The following is a 16,216-nucleotide window of genomic DNA, read 5'->3' on the forward strand; positions in this document are numbered from 1 at the left end:
AGCTCCTGTTCCAGTTCCGCTCAGTTCCGCTCCGGCATCGACCCGCGCGGGCTCAGAGCGCGTCCGGCCCGCGTTCGCCGGTCCGTACCCGCACCGCCGTGTCGACCGGGACGCTCCAGACCTTGCCGTCCCCGATCTTGCCCGTCCGGGCGGCCTTCACCACGACATCCACGAGCTGTTCGGCGTCGTCGTCCTCGACCAGGACCTCGATCCGGATCTTCGGCACGAGGTCGACGGTGTACTCCGCGCCACGGTAGACCTCGGTGTGGCCGCGCTGGCGGCCGTAGCCGCTGGCCTCGGTGACGGTCAGGCCCTGGACGCCGAAGGCCTGGAGGGCTTCCTTGATCTCGTCGAGCCGGTGCGGCTTGACGACCGCGGTGATGAGCTTCATGCGTCCACCCTCTTGTTCTTCTCGTTCGCGGCCTTGCCGGCGTCCTGGGCCGGCGGGCCGGGCGCGGCGGCGGTACGGGGCGCCGTGCCACCGCCCGCGCCACTGAAGTCGTACGCGGTCTCGGCGTGCTGCACCTGGTCGATGCCCGCGACCTCCTCGTCGTCACTGACCCGCATCCCGATGGTCTTGTCGACCAGGAAGGCGAGGATCGCGGAGGCGATCAGGGAGTACGCGAGGACGGCACCGACGCCTGCGGCCTGCTTGCCCAGCTGGTCGAGTCCACCGCCGTAGAAGAGGCCCTTGGCGTCGGACTGGACGCCGCCGGTGGCGAAGAAGCCGACGAGCAGCGAACCCACGACACCGCCGACGAGGTGGACACCGACGACGTCGAGGGAGTCGTCGTAACCGAACTTGAACTTGAGGCCGACGGCCATGGCGCAGAGCAGACCGGCGATGGCGCCGATGGCGATCGCGCCGAGCGGCGAGCAGGAACCGCCGGACGGGGTGATCGCGACGAGACCCGCGACGGCGCCCGACGCGGCGCCGAGCGTGGTGAACGCGCCGTGCCGGATCTTCTCGTAGGCGAGCCAGGCCAGCATGGCCGCACCGGTGGCGACCTGCGTGTTCAGGAACATCACCGCGCCGACGCCGTCGTCGTTGCCCAGCCACGATCCGGCGTTGAAGCCGAACCAGCCGAACCACAGGAGGGCGGCGCCGAGCATGACGAGCGGCAGGCTGTGCGGCCGCATCGGGTCCTTCTTGAAGCCGACGCGCTTGCCGATGACCAGGATCACGCCGAGCGCCGCGGCACCGGCGTTGATGTGCACGGCCGTACCGCCGGCGAAGTCGATGACGCCGAGCTCGAAGGCCCAGCCGCCCGCGCCCCACACCCAGTGCGCGACCGGGAAGTAGACGACCGTGGCCCAGAGGGCCACGAACAGCGCCCAGGCGGTGAACTTCACGCGGTCGGCGAGCGCGCCGCTGATCAGGGCGGGCGTGATGATCGCGAACATCAGCTGGAAGACCGCGAAGACGTAGACCGGGATGGTGTAGCCGTCCCACAGCTCGTTGAGCCCGATGCCGCTCAGGCCGACGTAGTCGGACGACCAGCCGAAGAGGCTGCCGTGGTCGGTGCCGAACGCGATGGAGAAGCCGTACAGCACCCAGAGGATGGTGACGATCCCCAGACTGATGAAGCTCATCATCAGCATGTTCAGCGTGCTCTTGACGCGGACCATGCCTCCGTAGAAGAAGGCGAGTCCCGGCGTCATGAGCATCACCAGGGCGGAACAGATGAGCATGAACCCTGTGTTGGCGGCAGACAGCTGCGGGGCGTCTGCGGCGATCGTGATGCCTGGGGGCATCGGCGTCTCCTCGTCGTCGTATGCGGCCCGTGCGGGCGGGGCAAGAGGGGTGGGCCGGTATGCGCCATGAGATTGGCCCAGCGCCGTTTCAGGGGGCGCCCCTCGGTGTTTCGCCGCAGTGACGAAGAGGTCGTGCGTGTTACGCGTCCATGAACTGCCGGGTCAGGCGGGGCGCGTTTTCCTACCCTGCGCACACGGCGTGGACCGGCCGCGGCGGCCATCCGGTTGACCTGGCATGGGGGAGCCGAGTCGGGCAGTTCGGGATGGGCCGGCCGCGGCCGGAGTTCAGGGTGGGGCGCCGTCAGACCGCCTCCGCGGTCTCCGGCATGTCGACGGCGAGCTGGTCGGTGAGCTGCACGACCTCGGCGATGTCACCGAAGTCCCGTACGGCCGTGTCCACGGTCTTGCGAAGGCGGGTGTTGACCCGCTCGGAGCGGACCTTCTTGGCGATGGTGAGGGCCTCGCCCGCGAGAACCGTGCTCTGCTCGGGCTCGCGCCGCAGGAGGTGCACCGTGGCCATGCCGATGAGGTTCAGTGCGTACGAACGCTGGTGCTCGGAGTCCTTGCCGAAGAGGTCGACGGCGCGCTCCATGACGGGCTCGGCGAGCGAGGCGTACGTGGGACTGCGGCCCGCCACGTAGGCCAGGTCGCGGAACGAGTGGGCGTTCTCGCCGTTCAGCTCGGCCTCGGAGAAGAAGCGGATCCAGTCGGGCTCGGGCTCGTCGAACTCGTCGGCGTCGGCGAAGGTGTCCTCGGCCATGCGCACGGCCCGCTTGCACTTGCCGGGCTGGCCCATGCTGGCGTAGGCACGGGCCTCCATCGCATACAGCATGGCCTGGGTGCGCGGGCTGGCGCAGTCCCGACTGCCGTACTGCGCGAGGTGGATGAGTTCGAGCGCGTCGTCGGGCCGCCCGAGGTGGATCATCTGGCGGCTCATGCTGGAGAGGATGTACGAACCCAGCGGCTTCTCGCCGGCTTCCTTCGCGGCGTGCAGGGCGAGCACGAAGTACTTCTGGGCGGTGGGCTGGAGGCCTACGTCATAGCTCATCCAGCCGGCCAGCTCGGCCAGTTCGCCCGCGACCTTGAAGAGCCGCTTGGACGTGGCCTCCGGCTGGGGCTCCTGCAACAGATCCGTCACCTCGTGCAGTTGGCCGACGACCGCTTTGCGCCGCAGCCCGCCGCCGCACTGCGCGTCCCACTGCCGGAACATCACGGTCGTGGACTCCAGGAGGTCCAGCTCCGGTTTGGAGAGCCGGCCAGGCCTGCGGGACGGCGTGGGCGGCTCCGGGTCGCCGACCGGGGACGTCGGTCCCGGAACCAGCCAGCGCTGCATGGGCTCGATGAGGGAGGGGCCCGCCGACAGGGCGAGCGAGGTGCCGAGGAAGCCGCGCCGGGCCAGCATCAGGTCGCTGCGTGAGAACTCGCTGATGAGCGCGACGGTCTGGGGCCCGGTCCAGGGCAGGTCGACGCCCGAGACGGAGGGCGACTGGTGCGCGGCGCGCAGTCCGAGGTCCTCGACGGCGACGACACAGCCGAACCGCTCGGAGAACAGCTCGGAGAGGATGCGCGGGATGGGCTCGCGGGGGTTCTCGCCGTCCAGCCAGCGCCGCACCCGCGACGTATCGGTGGAGATGTGATGCGCACCCAACTGCCGTGCCCTGCGGTTCACTTGACGTGCCAGCTCGCCTTTCGACCAGCCGCTGCGCACGAACCAGGAATTGAGCAGTTCGTTGGGGCGCTTCTCAGCGTTCGCACCACTTCCGCCATTGCCGCCCACTGGAACGCCCCCATCCCTCAAGACACTTACTCGCGGTCCACGCCAAGCCCTACCAGAATGCCGCGCGTTGCGGCTCTCCGTCCGGAGAACGTCACCCATCGAACAGGAAACCGACTTGCCTCCGGCATACCCACGAGTGCACACCACTCAGGGGCCGTGCACTGAAAGTAATCCTACGATCACCCCTCCGGCGAGGGCGATCGCGGAAACGCCACCATTCGCCACCCCTTCGAATGAACTCCCGGTCCGCTACAAGCGATTGACTTGACAGTGGACGACCGAACGTGGGCGGAAGGGAGCACTTGGGGGCGCGAATGACAGCGCGCACACCCCTGAAGTCATCGGGCGCCACACAAAAGCACAGGGTCACGATCCGATTCCGTCACGTAACCACACCGCGCTCGACCCGTTGGAGGGGGCATGGGCTTCACGATCGGCGGCATCCGGGGAACCGACAGGCCTCGCACCGGTTCACGGCGGCGCGGCCGCGCGTCGGACTGCACCGCGGTGGCGGAGTACACCGGCCTGTGGGGGTGGGCAGCGGTCCCCGGTGCGCGCGCCCTGGACGGCCGCTGTTCCTGCGGCGCGGCCGGCTGCGCGGCCCCCGGCGCCCACCCTCTGGAGTTCGCTCCCGAGGTCCCCGCCGGGGCGACGCTCGACGAAGTGACCGAGGCCTGGGCGCAGTTCCCCGGCGCCTCCGTGCTGCTGCCCGTGGGGCGCGCCTTCGACGTCATCGAGGTGGCCGAGGCGGCCGGGCGCAGGGCGCTGGTCCGCCTGGAGCGCATGGGCCTGCCGCTCGGCCCGGTGGCCGCGACCCCCGAAGGGCGCGCGCACTTCTTCGTCGCCCCCGGCGCGGCGGCCGAACTCCCCCAGCTGCTCTACCGCATGGGCTGGGACGACGCCGACATCGATCTGCACGGCCTGGGTCCAGGCACGCACATCACGGCCCCGCCGTCCGACCGCGCGGGCCTCGGCCCGGTTCGCTGGCTGCGCCCGCCGGACCTGGACTCGGCGACGCATCCGCCGCAGGCGAGGCTCGTCCTCGGGACGTTGGCGTACGTGGCGCATCGCTCGCCGGCGTAGCCACGCGCCGGCCCGCCCCGCCCGCACACGGAAATGCCCCACCCCGGCTGCACCTCGGGGTGGGGCATTTCTTTCGTACGTGCGGCTCCGCAGCGCCCCGTAAGGGGCGCGGGGAACTGCGCGACCGGCCACAACGCACCCGCAGGTGAATTCCGACCGGCCCACTTCCGAAGCGCTACTCGCCGATCAACGCGTCCACGAAAGCCTCGGGCTCGAACGGCGCCAGATCGTCCGCCCCCTCGCCAAGACCCACCAGCTTCACCGGCACGCCCAGCTCCCGCTGCACGGCGACGACGATGCCGCCCTTGGCGGTGCCGTCCAGCTTCGTCAGGACGATGCCGGTGATGTCGACGACCTCGGCGAAGACCCGCGCCTGCACGAGACCGTTCTGCCCGGTCGTGGCGTCCAGGACGAGCAGCACCTCGTCCAGCGGGGCGTGCTTCTCCACGACGCGCTTGACCTTGCCGAGCTCATCCATGAGGCCGGTCTTGGTGTGCAGGCGCCCCGCGGTGTCGATGAGGACGACGTCGGCGCCCTCCGCGATGCCTTCCTTGACCGCGTCGAAGGCGATCGAGGCGGGGTCGCCGCCCTCGGGGCCGCGGACCGTACGCGCGCCGACGCGCTCGCCCCAGGTCTGCAGCTGGTCGGCGGCTGCGGCGCGGAACGTGTCGGCTGCGCCGAGGACCACCGAGCGGCCGTCGGCCACCAGGACGCGGGCGAGCTTGCCGGTGGTGGTGGTCTTGCCGGTGCCGTTCACGCCGACGACCATCACGATGCCCGGCGTCTCCAGGCCCGACTCGGTCTTGACCGTGCGGTCGAGGTCCGGGTCGACGAGCGCCACGAGTTCCTCGCGCAGCAGCGTGCGCAGGTCGTCGGGGGTACGGGTGCCGAGCACGCGGACGCGTTCGCGCAGCCGCTCGACCAGTTCCTGGGTGGGGGCGACGCCGACGTCGGCCGTGAGGAGCGTGTCCTCGATCTCCTCCCAGGTGTCCTCGTCCAGGTGCTCGCGGGAGAGGAGCGTGAGCAGCCCCTTGCCGAGTGCGTTCTGCGAGCGCGAGAGGCGCGAGCGCAGACGGACCAGGCGACCTGCCGTGGGCTCCGGGGTCTCGACCTCCGGGGCGGCCGGCTCCTCGATGACGACGGGGGCCGACGCCGACGGCTCGGCGAGCGGAAGTTCCACCTCCTCGATCGTGCGGCGCGGTTCGTCGCGCGGCGTCTCGGCCTCGTCGCCGACATGCGGCTCGGCCGGAGGGGCGGTGATGGTGGGCGTGGACGACGGGGCCTGCGGCGGCAGCTGCTTCTTCTTGCGGCTGCCGATCACGAGCCCGCCGAGCGCGCCGATCACGACCACGGCGATGACTACAGCAAGGATGACGATTTCCATAACCCACCCAGTATCAGCCATGGGGGCAACAGGGGCTCAGGCTGTAGCTTCCTCCAAAGAACATAAGCTCATAGAGGCCACTACTCGGACTAAAGTACGATGGAGCTCTCCGCATCAACGCGCGTAGAGTCCAACGCGATCACCCCCACGGACGGGTCGCGGCGTTGCGATCCGAGCGAGAGGCACGGACCCCACCCCATGAGCACCACCGCCGAAACCGAAGGCGCCCTGGAGACACGCGGCCTCGAGCCCGTCCCCGACTCCGAGCGCACGGGCCGGACCCGCGAGCTGTTCCCCACCTGGGTGGCGGCCAACATCAGCGTCCTGCTGCTCACCATGGGCGCGGGCCTCATCGTGACCAACGGCCTCAACTTCTGGCAGGCCCTGGTCGTCGCCCTCGTCTCGCCCGTCCTGAGTTACGGCATGGTCGGACTGATCTCCATCTCGGGCAAGCGCGGCGGCTCCCCCGGCATGACGCTCTCGCGCGCGGTCTTCGGCCAGCGCGGCAACCTCTTCCCGGGCTCACTGATCTGGATCGCCCGCTGGGGCTGGGAGACGATCAACGCGGTGACGGGCGCGTACGCGATCATCACCGTCCTGGACATCTGCTTCGGCGTGAAGTCGAGCACGTGGCTCACCGTCGTGACGCTGGTCGCCTTCGTCGCCTGCACGTTCGTCATCAGCGGCCTCGGCCGCAAGGTCCTGCACGTCTGCAACACCTGGGCGACGTACCTCTTCGGCGCGTTCAGCGTCCTCGTGCTCGTCTACCTGGTGGCCAACACCCCCTGGTCGGACGTCTTCTCGCGGTCCGCCGGCTCCACATCGGCGATGGTCGCGGGTGTCGGCGTCATCGCCGCCGGCGGCATCAGCTGGGTCCCCACCGGACCGGACTTCACGCGCTACCTCCCGCGCAAGGCCTCGAACAAGGCCCTGGTGGGCAACGCCATCGGCGGCGCCGGCATCGTCGTCGTCCCCATGGTCCTGATGGGCGCGGTCATGGCGGTCAGCACGCCGAGCCTGTCGGAGGCCTCGGACCCGGTCTCCTTCCTCGGCCAGCTGCTCCCGACGTGGATCGCGGTGCCGTACCTGGTGATGGCGCTGATCGGCATGCTCCTGATCAACTCGATGTCGATGTACTCCGCGGGCTTCACCGCGATGACGCTCGGCATCAAGGTCCCGCGCACCTGGGCGGTGTCCATCAACGCCATCATCAGCCTGATCTTCGGCTACCTCCTGATGAACGTGGCCACCAGCTTCATCAGCTCGTTCATCTCCTTCCTGACGCTGCTCGCGGTCGCCTTCTCCGCCTGGATCGGCGTCTTCGGCATCGACATGCTGCGCAGGAAGACGTACGACGGCGAGGCGCTGATGGACACCAAGCGCACCAGCGCCTACTGGTACAAGGCGGGCTTCGCCTGGCAGGCCATGACCGCGTGGGCGATCGCCCTGGTGGCGGGCCTGCTCTTCACGAAGGTCGACTGGTTCAGCGGTCCGCTCGCCACGTCCTGGATCGGCCGCAACGGCCTGGGCTGGCTGGCCACGATCCTCATCGCCGCCGTGCTGTACGCGGTGCTTCCGAAGACCCCGGCCGTCGAGGCGCCCGAGGGCCCCGACAGCAAGAGCGGCGGCGAGAGCGAGCTGGTCCCGGCCTGATCCGTCCCCGCCCTGTCCGGATCAACTGCCTCCGGACACTGGTCATCTGACACGACGTCATCTAACGTCCCTCTTCGCCCGCACCCACGGTGAAGGGGGACGTTCTCCATGCCCGTCACAGTCGTACGCTTCAACCTCGTCGACCCGGACGCGACACCCGCCTCGCTGAGCGAGCGCTACAAGGCCGCCGTGGAGATGGCCACGTACGCCGACGACCGGGGCATCTCCACCGTGCAGACCGAGGAACACCACGGTGTCGGCAACAACTGGCTGCCCTCGCCCTTCACTTTCGCCGGCGCGGTCTTCGGCGCGACCCGGCGCATCGCGGTCACGGTCTCCGCGATCATCGGCCCGCTGCACGATCCGCTGCGGCTCGCCGAGGACATCGCCGTACTGGACCTGCTCAGCGGCGGCCGCCTGGTCACGGTGGCGGGGATCGGCTACCGGCCCGAGGAGTACGCGGCCTTCGGTGTCGACTGGAAGCGGCGCGGCAAGCTCCAGGACGAGCTCCTGGAGACCCTGTTGCAGGCGTGGACCGGCGAGCCCTTCGAGTTCCGCGGCCGCACCGCGCGCGTCACCCCGCGCCCGTTCACGCAGCCGCACCCGATGCTCCTGGTCGGCGGCTCCTCCGAGGCGGCGGCCCGCCGTGCGGCCCGGCTCGGCCTGCCGTTCTTCCCGAGCGCCCATCTGCCGGAGCTTGAGGCGTACTACAACGAACGCCTCGCGGAGTACGGCACGGAGGGCTGGACGATGATGCCCGCAGCCGAGACCCCGCTCCTGCACATCGCGGACGACCCGGACCGCACCTGGGCCGAGCACGGCGAGCACTTCCTGCACGAGGCGCGCACCTACGCCTCCTGGCAGTCCAAGGACATCCGCTCCGCGGTGAAGTCCGGCGCCACCACGGTCGATGAGCTGCGCGCAGAGGGGGTCTACCGCGTCCTGACGCCCGACGAGTGCGTGGCGTATGTGCAGGGCGGCGCCGCCAATCTCGTACTGCATCCGCTTTCGGGCGGGATGCCGGTGGACGAGGGATGGCGCAGCCTGCACCACTTCTGCGAAAACGTACTGCCCCGGCTCAAGGAATAGGTCCTTGAACCGGGGCAGCTTCCTCGAAGGAGGGGCAGCGGGGATTAGCCCATCTCCTCCAGGGTCTTGCCCTTCGTCTCCTTGACGAACTTCATGACGAAGGGGATCGAGGCCACGGCGAAGGCGCCGTAGATGATGTACGAGCCGGTCAGGCTCCACTCGGACATGCTCGGGAAGGTCTTGGTGATCGCGAAGTTGGCGAGCCACTGGGCCGAAGCGGCCACACCGAGGGCCGCGGCGCGCAGCCGGTTCGGGAAGATCTCGCCGAGCAGCACCCAGACCACCACGCCCCAGGAGAGGGCGAAGAAGAGCACGAAGAAGTTGGCGGCGATGATCGCCGTCAGGCCCTGCGCGTCCGGCAGCGAGACGTTGTCGCCGGTGCCGGTGCGGTAGGAGAACGCCCAGGCGCAGGTGAAGAGCGCGAGCGCCATGCCGGCGGAGCCGATGATGGCCAGCGGCTTGCGCCCGATGCGGTCGACGAAGACCATCGCGATGACCGTGCCGACGATGTTCACGATCGACGTCTCGAACGAGTACAGGAACGAGCTGCTCGGGTCCTTGCCGATCGACTGCCACAGCTGGTTCGAGTAGTAGAAGATCACGTTGATGCCGACGAGCTGCTGGAACACCGAGAGCCCGATGCCGATCCAGACGATCGGCAGGAAGCCGACCTTGCCGAGCAGGTCCTTGAACGAGGACTTGTGCTCGCGGCGCATGCCCTCCTCGATCTGGCCGACGCGCGCGTCCAGGTCGATCTTGGTGCCCTCGACCTCGCCGAGCACCTTCTTCGCTTCCTCGTTGCGGCCCACGGAGATCAGGAAGCGGGGCGACTCGGGGATGGCGAAGGAGAGCAGACCGTAGAGGACCGCGGGGATGACCATGACACCGAGCATCAGCTGCCAGGCCTCCAGGCCCATCAGCTTGCCGCGCTGGTCACCGTCGGCCATGTTCAGGATGCCCCAGTTGACCAGCTGGGAGACGGCGATGCCGATGACGATCGCGGCCTGCTGGAACGAGGCGAGGCGGCCTCGGTACGCGGGCGGGGCGACCTCGGCGATGTAGGCGGGGCCGATGACGGAGGCCATGCCGATGCCGATACCGCCGATGAAGCGCCACATCGTCAGGTCCCACGCCGCGAACGGCAGGGCGGAACCGACGGCGCTCGCCGCGAAGAGGACGGCGGCGATCTGCATGCAGCGGATGCGGCCGATGCGGTCGGCGATGCGCCCGGCGATCGCTGCGCCGACGGCGCAGCCGAGCAGCGCCGTGGCGATGATCCAGCCGAGCATGTTCGCGTCGACTTCGAACCGGTGCTGGATGGCGACGGTGGCGCCATTGATCACCGAGCTGTCATAGCCGAACAGGAAGCCGCCCATCGCGGCGGCTGCCGTAATGAAGATGACATGGCCGAGATGGTCGGGGTGGGCCTCTCTGCCTTCGGGCTGCGGCGCCTTCGTTGTGCTGGTCACATGGACTCCTCGGGCCACCGGCAACATCGCCGGGGGTGGGGGTGAGCACTTCAAGTGGCGCACAACTTCACGCCGCCCACCACCTGAAGGTAAAAGCAACGTTGCAGAGACTATGCCTTCAAGTTTCGAAGTCAATAGCTGGGTTCCTGTGACTTTCAGGTACCAGCGAGGTGGGGTTCGTTCAAGACTTGAAGTTATGGAGAGGTGATGGAGGGAAGGTGGAACGCGGCGGTCCGTGCGGAACTACCGGAGCCGCTGGCTGATCACCTTCGAGACGCCGTCGCCCTGCATGGACACGCCGTACAGCGCGTCGGCGACCTCCATCGTGCGCTTCTGGTGCGTGATCACGATGAGCTGCGATGCCTCCTGCAGCTCCTCCATGATGCGGATGAGCCGCTGCAGGTTGGTGTCGTCGAGCGCGGCCTCGACCTCGTCCATCACGTAGAAGGGACTCGGCCGTGCCTTGAAGATCGAAACGAGCAGCGCGACGGCGGTCAGCGAGCGTTCACCGCCGGAGAGCAGCGAGAGCCGCTTGACCTTCTTGCCGGGCGGGCGGGCCTCGACGTCGACCCCGGTGGCGAGCATGTTGTCGGGGTCGGTCAGGATGAGCCGCCCCTCGCCGCCCGGGAAGAGCCGCGAGAAGACGCCCTCGAACTCACGGGCGGTATCGCGGTAGGCCTCGGTGAAGACCTGCTCGACCCGCTCGTCGACCTCCTTCACCACTTGCAGGAGGTCGGCCCGCGTCTTCTTCAGGTCCTCCAGCTGCTCGCTCAGGAACTTGTGACGCTCCTCCAGCGCGGCGAATTCCTCCAGGGCCAGCGGATTCACTTTTCCGAGCTGTTGGTACGCCCGTTCGGCTGACCTCAGCCGCTTCTCCTGCTCACCGCGGACATACGGCACGGGCCGGTTGCGCGGATGCTCCGGATCCTCCGGAAGCTCCTCGCCCTCGGCCGCGGGGGAGGGCGGCACGAGCTGGTCGGGGCCGTAGTCGGACACGAGTCCTGCCGGTTCCACACCGAGTTCCTCCAGTGCCTTGGACTCCAGCTGCTCGATCCGCAGCCGCTTCTCGGCACCTAGTACCTCGCCGCGGTGAACTGAATCAGTCAATGTGTCGAGCTCCGCCTTGAGGTCCCTCCCCTGGCTGCGCTCGGCGGTCAGCTCCCGCTCCCGTACCTCCTTGGCGCGCTCGGCGGCGGCCCGCTCCTCCTGCGCCCGTACGAGGGAGACCTCGACGTGCGCGAGCAGTTGCCGCGCACCACGGGCGACGGCATCGGCGACCGCGGCCTCGTGCCGCATCCGGGCCTTGCACTGCTCGGCACGCGCGCGTGCCTCACGTTCGGCGCGCGCGGCCCGGTCGAGCGAGTCGGCGCGTCCCGCGAGCCCCTTCACCCGCTCCTCGTGCGTACGCACCTGGAGCCTGGCCTCCATCTCGGTCTGCCGGGCATTGGCCCCGTCGGCGGCCAGCCGGTCACGTACGGAGGTGTCGGGCTCCTCCTCGACCGGAGCCTCCTCCGCCACGGCGAGACGTTCGGCCAGTTCCTCGGCGTCCTCGACGGCCTTGTCCAGGGCCTCCTGCGCCTTGGCGGCGGCGGCCGCACTGCGCTCGGCCTCGCCCGCGGCGCCGCGCGCCTGCCCGGCGAGCGCGCCCAGCTGCTGGGCCACGGCGGACTTCTCCCGGTCGGCGGCCCGCCTGCGCTCCCCCAACTCCTCGACGAGCGCGGCCACCTCCTTGCGCCGCTCCCCCGCCCGCTGCTGGGCGTGCGCCAACTCATCGCACTGCTCGGCGAGTTGCTCCAGCTCGGCCGCCGCCTCGTCGACGGATGCCTGTACTTCGAGAAGGCTCGGCGCCCCGGCGGAGCCGCCCTGCGCGAAGTGCGCCCCGAGCAGGTCGCCTTCGGTGGTGACGGCCGTGAGCTCCGGGTGCGCGTAGACGAAGTCCTCGGCGTCCTCAAGGGTGCCGACGGCCACCATCCCCCGCAGCAGCCGCCGCACCGCGGGCATCAACTCCGCCGGCCCACGCACCAGTTCGGCCACCGGGGGCGGCCCTTCGGAGCCCTGCCGCCGTGTCGGGTCGGGGTCGGCTTCCGGGGCCCCCGCCAGCAGCAGTGCGGCCCGCCCGGCGTCCTGCTTGCGCAGCAGCCGGATGGCTTCCGCCGCCGACGCCGGTGTGGTCACGGCGAGCGCGTCCGCCGCGGCGCCGAACGCCGCCGCGACCGCGACCTCGTACCCCGGAGTGATCGAGAGCAGCTCGGCCGCAGGACCGAGCAGCCCCGTGAGGCGGTCCTGCGCGGCGAGCAGCGCCCCCGTCCCGTCCTTGCGGCGCAGGCCGAGCGCGAGCGCCTCGTGCCGTGCGGCGACCGCGGCCCGCTTGCGTTCGGCGGCGGTGGCGGCCTCGCGGGCCGCGGTCAGCGCACCCTCGGCCTCCGTGAGGGAACGCTTCGCCTCGTCGTGCCGCTCGCCGAGCTCCGCGTCACCGGCGTCGAGTCCGTCGACCTCCGCCTTCAGCTGCTCGTACTCCTCCTGGGCGGCGACCGCGCGCTCCCCCGCCTCGTCACGCGCCACGGTGAGCCGGTCGATCTCGGCCTGCGCGGAGCCCGCCCGCGAGCGCGCCGCGTTGACCTGGCCGTGCAGCCGCGCGAGCCCCTCGCGCCGGTCGGCGATGGCCCGCGCGACGTCCTTGAGACGGCGCTCCTCGACGGCGAGCTCCCGCTCCAGGTCGGCCCGGTGGCCGACCGTGTCCTCCAGAGCGTGCTCGGCCGCTTCGAGAGCGGCTTCCAGCTCCGCCTCCTGCTCGCGGATCCGCGCGGCCTCGCGCTCCATGTCCTCGGGGTCACGGCCGCGCCGCTCCTCCGGGGGCGCGGCGGTGGCGCTCTTGACCCGGGCGTCGGCGAGCGACACCGTGCCGCGCACCCGCTCGGCCAGCTGCGACAGCTCGTACCACGTCTGCTGGGCCCGCTGGAGCCGCGGCGTGAGGCGGCGCACCTCGTCCTCGAGCTCCGCCTCCCGCTGGAGCGCCTTCTTCAGCTCGGCCTCCGCGGTGTCCTTACGTCGCTTCAGCTCCGCCTCGTCGGCCACCTCGGTCCGCAGCGCGTCCCGCATCCGTACGAGGTCGTCGGCGAGGAGCCGCAGGCGGGTATCGCGCAGGTCGGCCTGGATGACGGCGGCCCTGCGCGCCACGGCGGCCTGCCGACCGAGCGGCTTGAGCTGGCGCCGCAGCTCGTCGGTCAGGTCCTGGACGCGCGCGAGGTTCGCCTGCATCGCGTCGAGCTTGCGCAGCGCCTTCTCTTTGCGCTTGCGGTGCTTGAGGACGCCCGCGGCCTCCTCGATGAAGGCGCGGCGGCCCATGGGGTCGGCGTGCAGGACGCCGTCGAGCTGGCCCTGGCCGACGATGACGTGCATCTCGCGCCCGATGCCGGAGTCGGAGAGCAGTTCCTGGATGTCGAGCAGCCGGCAGGTGTCCCCGTTGATCTGGTACTCGCTGCCGCCGTTGCGGAACATGATCCGCGTGATGGTGACTTCGGCGTACTCGATGGGCAGGGCGCCGTCGGAGTTGTCGATGGTGAGGGACACCTCTGCGCGGCCGAGCGGCGGGCGCCCGGTGGTGCCGGCGAAGATGACGTCCTCCATCTTGCCGCCGCGCAGCGACTTGGCGCCCTGCTCGCCCATGACCCAGGACAGCGCGTCCACGACGTTGGACTTGCCGGAGCCGTTCGGTCCGACGACGCAGGTGATGCCCGGCTCGAACTTCAGCGTCGTCGCCGACGCGAAGGATTTGAAACCGCGCAGTGTCAGGGCCTTGAGGTGCACGCCGCCGGACTCTACCTTTCACTGACCGTTTCACCCAGGAACATGCAGGGCACATCAGCTGTAACGGAATAGGGCCATGCGGCGACAAGAAAGAAGGGACGCCGAAGCGTCCCTTGCAGATCTGGACAAGCGGCTGACATGGGCAGCCCGACCACGTGCGTTAACAAGCACCTCACACACCAGCAGACGCGTGCCGCGATCGAGCGTTACGCGACGTCGTGTGAGGTGAGCGCCTTACTGAAGGTGGTGGTCAGGTGAGCGCAGGCTCCGCCTGGGGTACGTCGATGCTCTCCAGGAGCGATTCGTGAGAAGCGGCAGCCGCGAGCGCGTCGTTCTCGGCCTGGATCTTCACGAGCTCAGATTCCAGGTCCTGGACGCGTTGCTGGAGCCGTCGCATCTCGGCGAGAAGTCGCGGGTCGGAACCGCCGACGTAACCGAGAAGCGCCTTTGCCATGATGGATGGTCCTCCACAATGAGTGACCGACCGAAGCGGTGTGGGTCGTGAGGGAATCGCACCCGCGGTGCTTGGCACTCGTTGTTCTTGCTTGGTGTTGCCGGCCGTTCTCACATGCCAAACAGCTAAGGTGCGCGGGGCTTCCAGAGTCTCACCAAAAAGTTTGACGGTCAACACGATCACGCCCCGTATTGGCGGGCGACCCGGGGGCCTGCGGCCGTGGAAACGGCGGCGCTGCCTCTGCTGCGGGGCCCTGAGGGCGTGTCGATCATCCTTCACCCGGGAGCCTGCCACGACGGGCCCTTCTTGGCAACCACCAGGCCTTTCCTGCCCCGGGCAGGTGCCGCTACCGCACCGGAGCGGGTTCGCCCGGCCGCTCTCCGTCAGCGAATCGCGAAGGTGTCGTAGATGCCGCGCGGAGTGTCCCAGATCTCAGTGACGCCGTCGACGCGGCCGGGTGTGTCGCCCTCACGCAGCCAGTCGAGCAGCCCCTGGGCACCCGCGCGGGGGCCTTCGGCGACGACTTGCACGCGGCCGTCCTCCAGATTGAGAGCAAAACCACTCAGACCGCCGATCTCCAGAGCCTTGGCCCGCGTGAACCAGCGGAAACCCACGCCTTGCACCTGGCCACGCACCCAGGCCGTGACTCTGACTTCTTCGTTCATGGGTGCACGCTAACCGGCCAATTGCTCTCGGAGCACTTCGTCCCCATGCGCCATCGCGTACAGTCCCGACTCGATGAGCCTCACTCGTATGGGTGAGCCACGTTGACCGCTGAGGACGAGGAAGGCCAGGAGATGGGACGCCACCGACGCTCCGGCGCAGGGGCAGCCGCCACCGGCCGCGCCACTGGGGCCCCCGACACATACGCGGGCGAGTACGCCGGCGTCCCGGAGCCCCGCCCCGCCGCCGTGTCCCACCGCCACCGGGGCCGCCGCGCCACCCCGGTGCGCACCGGCCTGCTCGGGGTGTCCGCGGCCGTGGCCATGGGTGCCGTGGCCGTCGCGTCCGGTCTGGTCCCCGGCGCCGAGAACTACTCCCTCGGCGGAGGCGGCGACTCGAACAAGGTCCGCGCCGCCACCACTCCCAGCGAGGTCGCACCCCAGGGCGGCGACACCGGCACCGCCGAGCGCGAGTCGACCCCGCCGAGCCGCGGCTCCGAACGCCCGGACGCCCCGACTCCTTCTCCCTCGCAGTCCACCGAGAAGCCCTCGGCCGAGCCGTCGAAGAAGCCGTCGTCCAAGGCTCCCGCCCCGTCAAGGACCGAGGAGAAGAAGCGGACGACGCCGCCCCCGAGCCCCTCGCGCACCCCCTCCGAGAAGCCGAAGGCTCCGCCGGCCACCGGATCGAAGTCACCGTCCGCCGAGAGCGCGGCCGAGGCGGACGTGCTCACCCTGGTCAATCAGGAGCGGGCCAAGGTGGGCTGCTCCCCCGTGAGCGGCGACTCCGCGCTGGCCTCGCTCGCCGGGGACTTCAGCGCGGACATGGCCGAGCGCGACTTCTTCGACCACACCGACCCGGACGGCGCGACCCCGTGGGACCGCGCCGAGAAGGCCGGGATATCGGACCTGGGCGGCGAGAACATCGCCCGGGGCCAGGCCAACGCCCAGTCCGTGATGGACGCCTGGATGAACAGCGACGGCCACCGGGCCAACATCCTCAACTGCGACTACAAGACCCTGGGCGTCGGCGCGCACTTCGCGCCGGGCGGCCCCTGGTGGACGCAGGACTTCGGCTTCTAGGCG

12 protein-coding genes are annotated in these 16,216 nt (G+C 69.9%); 4 read left to right on the forward strand and 8 right to left on the reverse strand.

The window, feature by feature from the left end; genetic code table 11:
* Positions 1-52: 52 nt before the first annotated feature.
* The 3 genes from ACIBCK_RS32635 to ACIBCK_RS32645 all read right to left on the reverse strand — a co-directional run bounded on the left by ACIBCK_RS32635 (position 53) and on the right by ACIBCK_RS32645 (position 3,532).
* Positions 53-391, reverse strand: a complete 339-nt coding sequence (locus tag ACIBCK_RS32635; RefSeq protein WP_150493276.1) for a P-II family nitrogen regulator — start codon at positions 389-391, stop codon at positions 53-55.
* The gene (locus tag ACIBCK_RS32640) at positions 388-1,755 is read right to left on the reverse strand and encodes an ammonium transporter (protein WP_367045200.1); all 1,368 of its coding nucleotides are present in this window, start codon (positions 1,753-1,755) and stop codon (positions 388-390) included. Before ACIBCK_RS32640 ends, ACIBCK_RS32635 begins: the two co-directional genes overlap by 4 nt.
* A gap of 301 nt (positions 1,756-2,056) precedes the next feature.
* Positions 2,057-3,532: a hypothetical protein gene (locus tag ACIBCK_RS32645; RefSeq protein ID WP_399396127.1), complete on the reverse strand. Its 1,476-nt coding sequence runs from the start codon at positions 3,530-3,532 to the stop codon at positions 2,057-2,059.
* Positions 3,533-3,952: 420 nt separating this feature from the next.
* On the opposite strand from ACIBCK_RS32645, the gene ACIBCK_RS32650 reads away from it, so the two are divergent.
* Entirely contained in the window at positions 3,953-4,615 is a 663-nt protein-coding gene (locus ACIBCK_RS32650) for a bifunctional DNA primase/polymerase (protein ID WP_399396129.1), read from the forward strand.
* A 175-nt stretch (positions 4,616-4,790) separates the two neighbouring features.
* Here the strand turns inward: ACIBCK_RS32650 and ftsY are convergent, their stop codons facing one another.
* Positions 4,791-5,999 carry a signal recognition particle-docking protein FtsY gene (ftsY, locus tag ACIBCK_RS32655; RefSeq protein ID WP_399396131.1) on the reverse strand — a complete coding sequence of 403 codons (1,209 nt, stop codon included), beginning with the start codon at positions 5,997-5,999 and terminating at the stop codon, positions 4,791-4,793.
* Between the two features lie 198 nt (positions 6,000-6,197).
* Between ftsY and ACIBCK_RS32660 the strand changes: the two genes are divergently transcribed.
* Both ACIBCK_RS32660 and ACIBCK_RS32665 read left to right on the forward strand, forming a co-directional pair.
* Positions 6,198-7,652, forward strand: coding sequence for a purine-cytosine permease family protein (locus tag ACIBCK_RS32660; RefSeq protein WP_399396132.1), 1,455 nt, complete (start codon positions 6,198-6,200; stop codon positions 7,650-7,652).
* 108 nt (positions 7,653-7,760) lie between these two features.
* Positions 7,761-8,741 carry an LLM class flavin-dependent oxidoreductase gene (locus tag ACIBCK_RS32665; RefSeq protein ID WP_399396134.1) on the forward strand — a complete coding sequence of 327 codons (981 nt, stop codon included), beginning with the start codon at positions 7,761-7,763 and terminating at the stop codon, positions 8,739-8,741.
* 44 nt (positions 8,742-8,785) lie between these two features.
* Here ACIBCK_RS32665 and ACIBCK_RS32670 read toward each other — a convergent pair whose 3' ends face one another.
* The 4 genes from ACIBCK_RS32670 to ACIBCK_RS32685 all read right to left on the reverse strand — a co-directional run bounded on the left by ACIBCK_RS32670 (position 8,786) and on the right by ACIBCK_RS32685 (position 15,136).
* On the reverse strand, positions 8,786-10,210 hold the full coding sequence (locus ACIBCK_RS32670; RefSeq protein WP_399396135.1) for a sugar porter family MFS transporter: 1,425 nt from the start codon (positions 10,208-10,210) through the stop codon (positions 8,786-8,788).
* Between the two features lie 243 nt (positions 10,211-10,453).
* Positions 10,454-14,017 carry a chromosome segregation protein SMC gene (gene smc / locus ACIBCK_RS32675; RefSeq protein WP_399396136.1) on the reverse strand — a complete coding sequence of 1,188 codons (3,564 nt, stop codon included), beginning with the start codon at positions 14,015-14,017 and terminating at the stop codon, positions 10,454-10,456.
* A gap of 250 nt (positions 14,018-14,267) precedes the next feature.
* Complete coding sequence (locus tag ACIBCK_RS32680; RefSeq protein WP_135333243.1) at positions 14,268-14,471, reverse strand: hypothetical protein; 204 nt, start codon at positions 14,469-14,471, stop codon at positions 14,268-14,270.
* 383 nt (positions 14,472-14,854) lie between these two features.
* Complete coding sequence (locus ACIBCK_RS32685) at positions 14,855-15,136, reverse strand: acylphosphatase (RefSeq protein WP_399396138.1); 282 nt, start codon at positions 15,134-15,136, stop codon at positions 14,855-14,857.
* A 132-nt stretch (positions 15,137-15,268) separates the two neighbouring features.
* Between ACIBCK_RS32685 and ACIBCK_RS32690 the strand changes: the two genes are divergently transcribed.
* Positions 15,269-16,213, forward strand: coding sequence for a CAP domain-containing protein (locus tag ACIBCK_RS32690; RefSeq protein WP_399396330.1), 945 nt, complete (start codon positions 15,269-15,271; stop codon positions 16,211-16,213).
* The last annotated feature ends 3 nt before the right edge of the window (positions 16,214-16,216 follow it).

Source organism: Streptomyces sp. NPDC051218 (assembly GCF_044455475.1).
In the GTDB taxonomy this organism is placed as follows: domain Bacteria; phylum Actinomycetota; class Actinomycetes; order Streptomycetales; family Streptomycetaceae; genus Streptomyces.